The sequence below is a fragment of the Magnetospirillum sp. SS-4 genome (genome assembly GCF_902729425.1).
Taxonomy (GTDB): Bacteria; Pseudomonadota; Alphaproteobacteria; order Rhodospirillales; family Magnetospirillaceae; genus Phaeospirillum.
The window spans coordinates 1-8,003 of sequence record NZ_CACVCH010000089.1; the positions used below are offsets into that span (position 1 = coordinate 1).

Sequence of the window (8,003 nt, forward strand, 5' to 3'; positions counted from 1 at the left end):
TGTTTTCGTCGCCGCCGGCCAGATCCACCGCGGAGGTGGTGGGCCCGTCGTTGACGGCGGCCAGATCCAGGGTGGCGGTGCCGGCGGTGCTGTCGACGCCATCGCTGACGGTGTAGCTGAAGCTGACCGGGCCATTGTAATTGGCCTCCGGCGTGAAGGTGAAGGTGCCGTCATCGTTGGGAGTGATGGTGCCGTGATCGGCGCTGACCGCGCTGACCGACAGGGTATCGCCGTCGATATCGCCGGCATTGGCCAGCAATTGCGCCTGGGTCAGGATGATGGCGGTGTCCTCGGCGCCGTCGGCCAAGTCCACTGCGGAGGTGGTGGGGCCGTCGTTGAGGCCGTTGACGGTGACGCTGAACGACTGGGTGACGCTGGCGCCCTGGCTGTCGGTCACCTGGACCTGGAACTGTTCGGAGACATTGTCGCCCAGGCCGAGGGCACGAGTCGCCTCGGACGCCACGAAGGTGTACTGGCCGGTGGCAGGGTCGATGGAGATGGAGCCGTGTTCGTTGGTGATGGAATCCACGACGTTGCCATCGGAATCCACCAGCCGGAAGCTGAGGGCGTCGCCGTCGGGGTCGGAGGCGCTGATGCGGCCACTGACGCGACCCTCCTGAACGGTGCTGACGCTTTCGGCTTCAAGGATGACCGGAGCCTGGTTGATCTTTTCCTCGACGGCCTCGACCTGCTCGATCTCCTCTTCCGGGGCGGGCGCTTCCTCGGCCGGCGGCGGCGCCGGAGGGGCGCCGCCGGTAACCACGCCGCCCACCGGAATGCCGCCCAATCCCTCGCCCGCCGTCACTTCCTGCGGGCGGAACTCGGCATCGGGCCGGGCCAGATCGTCGAACGCCTTGACGTTCAGGGGCTTCACCCCCTCGGCGCGAATCTCGATGGAATCGGCGTTCTCCTCGGCCTGGGAGGGTGCGCTGCCGAGATCCGGCGGCGCCACCCGGCTGGTCTGGGTGGTCTCGATGGCGACGTCAAGCGCGACATTGACGCCGCCGACGATGCCGCCGACGTCCCGGACCTGGGGATTGCTGGTGGAGCCCTGCTGCACGTTGGCGAGATTGCCGAGCGCGGTATCGCCGACATCGGCGGCGCGGGCCACGTTGAGGCGGCTTTCGCCCAGGGTTTGGCTGTCGACGTTCTGCAACACCGTCAAGTCGTCAAGCGCTTGATGGGCGCCGTCACCGGTACCGGTGTTGTGATCGGCGGGCTTGTTGGCATTATCGTTTGTGTCGGCCATCGCGCAGCTCCCAGGGCAAAAAAAAGCCCGGCCTCAAGGAGGTCCGGGATTTGTTCGATTCATTATGGTCCCGTCGCGATCCGATTGCAAACGTTTTTCAGACGGGGCGGCGCCCCGGCTTGGGAGAGGGTGTGAAATATTGTTACTTTATCGCCCCGGTTTATGTAAGGGACTTGCGATGAACGGGGAGGCTTGTCTATTCTGCCGGTCCCTTAGAGAGGGGGCGGCGGCGGAAAAACTCCGGTCGCGCCAAAGGGAATAACGCAGCAAAGATTGGGACAGGACATGGCAGACAGGGCATTGATCACGGTCGATGGCAACGAGGCATGCGCTTCGGTGGCGTACCGGGTCAGCGAGGTGGCGGCGATCTATCCGATCACACCGTCTTCAACCATGGGCGAACTGGCCGACCAGTGGGCGGCCGAGGGGCAGAAGAACATCTGGGGCGTGGTTCCCGAGGTGGCCGAGATGCAGCACGAGGGCGGCGCCGCCGGCGCGGTCCACGGCGCGCTTCAGGCCGGCTCGCTGGCGACCACCTTCACGGCCAGCCAGGGCCTGCTGCTGATGATTCCCAACATGTACAAGATTGCCGGCGAGCTGACGAGCTTTTGCATGCACGTCACCGCCCGCACCCTGGCGACCCATGGCCTGTCCATCTTCGGCGACCACTCCGACGTCATGGCCTGCCGCCAGACCGGCTTCGCCATGCTGGCCTCGGGCTCGGTGCAGGAAGCCCACGACATGGCGGCCATCGCGCACGCCTCGACCCTGCATTCCAGGGTGCCGTTCCTGCATTTCTTTGACGGCTTCCGCACCTCGCACGAGGTCGCCAAGATCGAGGAACTGACCGACGACGACCTGCGCTCGCTGATGGACGAGGCGGCGGTCAAGGCGCATCGCGACCGCTCGCTGTCGCCCGATCATCCGACATTGCGCGGCACCGCCCAGAATCCCGACACCTTCTTCCAGATGCAGGAGGCGCGCAATTCCTGGCACAGCGCCTGCCCCGGCGTCGTCCAGCAGGAGATGGACCGCTTCGCCGCCCTCACCGGGCGCGCCTACAAGCTGTTCGACTATGTCGGCCATCCCCAGGCCGAGCGCCTGATCATCATCATGGGGTCGGGCGCCGAGACGGTGCACGAGACCGTCGCCGCCCTGGTCGCCCGTGGCGAGAAGGTCGGCGTGCTGAAGGTCCGCCTGTTCCGGCCGTTCTCCCTGGACGCCTTCATTTCCGCCCTGCCCACCAGCGTCCGCTCCATCGCGGTGATGGACCGCACCCGCGAGCACGGCAGCATCGGCGAGCCGCTGTATCTGGACGTGCTGGCGGCCCTGCACGAGGCCAAGGCCGCCGGCCGCCGCCCCACCGCCGCCGAGCCGGCGGTGATCGGCGGACGCTATGGCCTGGCGTCCAAGGAATTCACCCCCGCCATGGTCAAGGCGGTGTTCGACGAACTGGGCCGGAACAAGCCCAAGCCGCACTTCACCGTCGGCATCATCGACGACGTCACCCATCTGTCGCTGGAGATCGATTCCTCGTTCCACCTCGACCAGCCCAAGGTCAAGGGGGCGGTGTTCTTCGGCCTGGGCGCCGACGGCACGGTGGGCGCCAACAAGAACTCCATCAAGATCATCGCCGAGAACGCCGGGTTCCAGGGACAGGGCTATTTCGTCTACGATTCCAAGAAATCGGGCGCCATCACCATCTCGCACCTGCGCTTCTCGCCCGAGCCCATCCAGTCGGCCTACCTGCTGGACCAGGCCGATTTCGTCGCCTGCCATCACTTCGTCTTCCTCGACAAGTACGAGGTGCTGCGCTACGCCCGGCCGGGCGCCACCTTCCTGCTGAACTCGCCCTATCCCAGGGACGAGACCTGGGACCGCATGCCGCGCGAGGTCCAGCAGGAGATCATCGACAAGAAGCTGGACGTCCATGTGATCGACGCCCGCAAGGTGGCGCTGGCCACCGGCATGGGCAACCGCATCAACACCATCATGCAGACCTGCTTCTTCGCGCTGTCGGGCGTGCTGCCGCGCGACGAGGCCATCGGCCACATCAAGAAGGCCATCGAGAAGACCTATGGCCGCAAGTCGGAGGCCCTGGTCGAAAAGAACTTCGAGGCGGTCGACCAGACGCTCGCCTATCTGGAGCGGCTGGAGATTCCGGCCAAGGCCTCCGCGACGCGCACCAAGCCGCCGATCGTGCCCGACAACTCGCCCGATTTCGTCAAGCGCGTCACCGCCATGATGCTGGGCAATCATGGCGACCTGCTGCCGGTCTCCGCCTTCCCGGTGGACGGGGTGTGGCCCACCGCCACCGCCCGCTACGAACGCCGCAACATCGCCGCCGAGATTCCGGTGTGGGACGAGGGGCCGTGCATCCAGTGCAACAAGTGCGCCCTGGTCTGCCCGCACGCCGCCATCCGGGTCAAGGTGGCCGAGCCCGCCGCCATGGAGGGCGCACCGGCCGCCTTCAAGCGCATGGATTATCGCGGCAATGAGTTCAAGGGCAGCGCCTACATCGTCCAGGTGGCGCCCGAGGACTGCACCGGCTGCACGCTGTGCGTCAAGGTCTGCCCCGGCAAGGACAAGAAGGACCCCTCGCGCATCGCGCTTCGCATGGAGGACAAGGGACCGCACCTGGAGACCGAGAAGGTCAACTGGGACTTCTTCCTCGGCCTGCCCGAGGTGGACAAGGAAAAGCTGGGCACGCCGACGGTGAAGAGCGCCCAGCTGCTTCAGCCCCTGTTCGAGTTCTCCGGCGCCTGCCTGGGCTGCGGTGAGACCCCCTACATCAAGCTGATGACCCAGTTGTGGGGCGACCGCCTGATGATCGCCAACGCCACCGGTTGCTCGTCGATCTATGGCGGCAACCTGCCGTCCACCCCCTACGCCGTCAACGCCGAGGGTCGCGGGCCGGCCTGGGCCAATTCGCTGTTCGAGGACAATGCCGAGTTCGGCTTCGGCTTCCGCCTGGCGCTGGATCGCCACAAGGAGCACGCCCGTATCCTGCTGTCGGCACTGTCCAGCCAGGGCAAGGTGCCGGAAAAGCTGGCCAACGAGATCATCCACGGCGACCAGTCGACCGAGGTGCTGATCGGCGTTCAGCGCAAGCGGATCGAGGATCTGCGCCGGGTGCTGTCCGGCCTGGGCGACCCGCTGGCGCGGCGCCTGGAACAGGTGGCCGATTATCTGGTGGAAAAGGTGGTGTGGATCGTCGGCGGCGACGGCTGGGCCTACGATATCGGTTATGGCGGTCTCGACCACGTCTTCGCCTCGGGCAAGAACGTCAACATCCTGGTGATGGACACCGAGGTCTATTCCAACACCGGCGGCCAGCAGTCCAAGGCTACCCCCATCGGCGCCTCGGCCAAGTTCGCCACCGCCGGCAAGACCCTGCCCAAGAAGGATTTGGGCATGATGGCGATGGCCTACGAGGACGTCTATGTCGCCAACATCGCCTTCGGCTCCAAGGATGTCCAGACCACTCGCGCCCTCCAGGACGCGGTGAGCTGGCCCGGCGTGTCGCTGATCGTCGCCTACTCGCACTGCATCGCCCACGGCTACGATCTGGCCCACGGACTCGACCAGCAGAAGCTGGCGGTCGACGCCGGCTACTGGCCGCTCTATCGCTGGGACCCGCGCAAGCTGGGCACCAACGAGAGCCCGCTGACGCTCGACAGCAAGGAGCCCACCGGTTCGCTCGCCGACTTCATGAAGGGCGAGGCGCGGTTCCAGATGGTCGAACGCGCCGATCCCGAGCGCTACCAGGGACTGGTCGGTACCGCCGAGGCCAATATCCGCCGTCGCTTCGCCATGCTGCGCCGTTTCGCCGGCCTGCCCGACGCGACGCCGCCGTCCAGGAAGGACGCGGCCGAGTAGGCTTCGTTTTTTCCAACGCTCCTCCCGGCAATGGGGGGCGAATTGCCGACAGGCCCCGTCGTTTTCCGGCGGGGTCTGTTGCTTTCCGGGCCCAAAACCAAATCGGCCACGTCAGAATGTGTATTGTTAGAGTCCAAGGATGCCGGCGTCGCCGTCCACCGGTATCCAAACCCGGTCACGGTGCGCCCGCCCGGTCGCGGCGATCAGTCGCTGAACCCTGAGGCCATCGGCAAGGGTCGGGCCGCCGGGCGTTCCATCCGCGATCCAGTCGCAGAACCGGCGCGCCAGCCGGGACGCGGGAACGATGCGGCCATCGCCGCCGGTGGCGGTCTCTTCCGCGATCAGGGCCATGGAGCCGTCTCCATGGCTTCCGGCAAGCAATCGAAAGCCCGAGGCGTGGTCGCCGCTGCTGTTCTCCAGCCGCAGGCAGCCGTGCGCGAAGGTGACGTCCAGCCGGTGCTCGCGCAGCGGTGCCGAATCGATGCTGGCGCCGACCGAGGCGGTCATCCCCGAATCAAAGGCCAGGGCAAGAATGGCCGAGGTCTCTCGCCGATCGTCGGGCGCCAGGCGCGCGGATATCCCGGATATCGGCCCGAACAGCCATTCGAGGGCGTGGAAACTGTGGGACAGGACGGGGGCGACCACGCCGCCGCCTTCGATTCCGACACGCTTCCAGCTGTCCAGGCCATGGGCGACGGCATAGCTGAGAAAGTGCCACGACAGGTGGGCGTGCAGCGGACGGCCGAACTCGGCCGCGTCGACCATCGCCTTGGCCCGGCGCCAGGTCTCCAGTTCGGGGAACAGGAAGTCGACCATGTTGGGCCGCCCGGCCTTCTCGGCCGCCGTCGCCATCCGTGAGGCATCGGCGGGGTCGGTTGCCACCGGCTTCTCGCAGAACACCGCCAGGCCATGGCCAAGGGCCGCGCAGACCATTTCCGGCTGAGCCGATGGCGGACAGGCGACGGCGACGGCGTCAAGTCCGGCTTCGGCCAGCATTCGCCGCCAGTCGTCGAACCACAGATCGATGCCTTCGGCGGCGGCGCATTCGGCGGCCTTGCCGATCCGTCGGGCGGCGACGGCCCGAATGTGGACGCGATCATCGGCACGGAATGCCGGAATCAGAACCTGGCGTCCGTACCCCAGGCCGATTATTCCGACGCGGATCGTCATGGCGGGAATCCGGGCCAGCCATCGAGAATGGATGGGTCGAACGGCGCGTCGTCGGCCACGAAATACTCGTCTCCGCGCCACCACGGGTAGTTCGCCTTCATGACGTAGCTTTCCCGGCGGGAAAAGCTGTCCGCCGAGGAATGGAAATTGACGACCTTCATGCGGGCGGCGGCGAAGGCGAGGACATCGCACAATCCGCTGCGTACCCCGATGAAATAGCCGGCGGTCTCGACGAACTGGTTGATCAGGGACAGCGGGACGTCGACGGTGGCGATGTCGGCCACCATCGTCGTCTTGTCCGAGAACATGTTGGCGCCGTTGCAGACGACCTTGTAGCCGGCCCCGGTCAGACGTCCGGCCAGATCTTCCCACCAGCCGGGACCGATGCTGCCGTTGCTGTTGGTGTGCGGGGCCAGCAGGACGGTGCGGCCGGCCGGAAGCCGCCGGGAGGCCAGCAGCGTCCTGATCGTGGCGGCACCGCCGCGAGGGGGGCGTCCGGCCTGCTGGAGGGAGTCCGGCGGCAATCCGAGGGTCGTGCGGACCAGATCGGCCAGGGGGATGGTCTGCCCCGCGACGTCGATGTCGTGAAAAGCCGGAAGAACGACATGGGGGCGGCCGGGCGCGCATCCGGCCAGCGGCGCGACCCGGTTCTTGCTCAGGGTGGGGCCCGGGTCGACCAGCAGGTCCAGGCGGTCCTGGAAGCAGGTTCCCAGGTCGCCGCCCAGGCTGGTGCAAACCACCACCCGCTGGTCCGGGTGCATCCGCCGGAAGGCGCCGAGCAGGTAGAACAGGTGGACATGGTCGCCAACACCGCCTTGCGGGAACAAGAACCAGACGCGGGACGGATCGCGTTCCCCCAATCGTTCCAGACACCTGTCGCGGAAGTCTTCCCATTCGGCCCGTTGCGCCGGAGAGGCGGCGGGGCGCGTGGCGGCGCTGTGTGCGATCAACCGGTTCAGCATGGTCTGGCGCAGGTCCATGTTTCCGGTTGAATGGGCGTGCATGGCGCCGGCATGCAGCGTCAGGGGATGATCCGGGGCCAGCCGGTCCGCATGATCCAGCGCCACCTGGATGTCGCCGGCGGTTCCGGCCTTTCCCATCAGGAGGATGACGGCAAGGCCGGCCCAGGCGTTGCCGTTGCCCGGCTCTTCGTCGAGAACGGCCCTGATTTCGCGGATGGCGTCATCGGTCCGGCCCATGCGGGCCAGAATGAGGCAAGCCGCCACCCGAATTGACGAGGCCGTTCCGGGAACCGCCAGGATGGCCGCCTCGCGGTAGCAGGCCAGGGCCGTTTCGGTGTCGAAGTCGATCGAGCAGGCATGGGCCAATCCGCTGAGGGTGGCCGGATTGCGCCGGATGGCCAGGGCCATGCCGAACAGTTTCCGATACAGTGGGGTGCGGGTCGACGAGGCCAACGCTCCCAGGTCGTTCAGCCGGTCGACGCAATCGGCGGTCAGGTCGGCGCGGAAATCGGGGGATGCGAGAAGGGCGGCGCGGGCATAGCCCAGCGCATTGTCGAAATCCCCTCGTTGCAGAGAGACCAATCCCAGAAGCCAGGCGCACACCGGATCGTCCAATTCGTCGCCGCCCAGGTCGCGGCACAGGAACTCCACCTCGGACAGGCGTCCGCAATCGTGCAATCCGGCCAGGAAGGCGGCCGGCAGCCTGGCCGTTCCCTGTCCGGCGGTGGCGGGGGCGGGCGGGG

The 8,003-nt window shown here is 66.8% G+C and carries 4 protein-coding genes; 1 reads left to right on the forward strand and 3 read right to left on the reverse strand.

Features of this window, described 5'->3' with window-relative positions; all coding sequences use genetic code 11:
* Positions 1-1,249, reverse strand: a 1,249-nt coding sequence (locus MTBSS4_RS16020; RefSeq protein ID WP_173984410.1) for a tandem-95 repeat protein, incomplete at its 3' end; no start/stop codon positions are given.
* Positions 1,250-1,534: 285 nt separating this feature from the next.
* Here MTBSS4_RS16020 and nifJ point away from each other — a divergent pair.
* The gene (gene nifJ / locus MTBSS4_RS16025) at positions 1,535-5,128 is read left to right on the forward strand and encodes a pyruvate:ferredoxin (flavodoxin) oxidoreductase (RefSeq protein ID WP_173984411.1); all 3,594 of its coding nucleotides are present in this window, start codon (positions 1,535-1,537) and stop codon (positions 5,126-5,128) included.
* Between the two features lie 126 nt (positions 5,129-5,254).
* Here the strand turns inward: nifJ and MTBSS4_RS16030 are convergent, their stop codons facing one another.
* A complete protein-coding gene (locus MTBSS4_RS16030) occupies positions 5,255-6,298 on the reverse strand; it encodes a Gfo/Idh/MocA family protein (RefSeq protein WP_173984412.1) in 1,044 nt (347 codons plus the stop codon).
* Positions 6,295-8,003: tetratricopeptide repeat protein (locus tag MTBSS4_RS16035; protein ID WP_173984413.1), on the reverse strand; the 1,709-nt coding region annotated here is incomplete at its 5' end. The genes MTBSS4_RS16035 and MTBSS4_RS16030, both read right to left, overlap by 4 nt.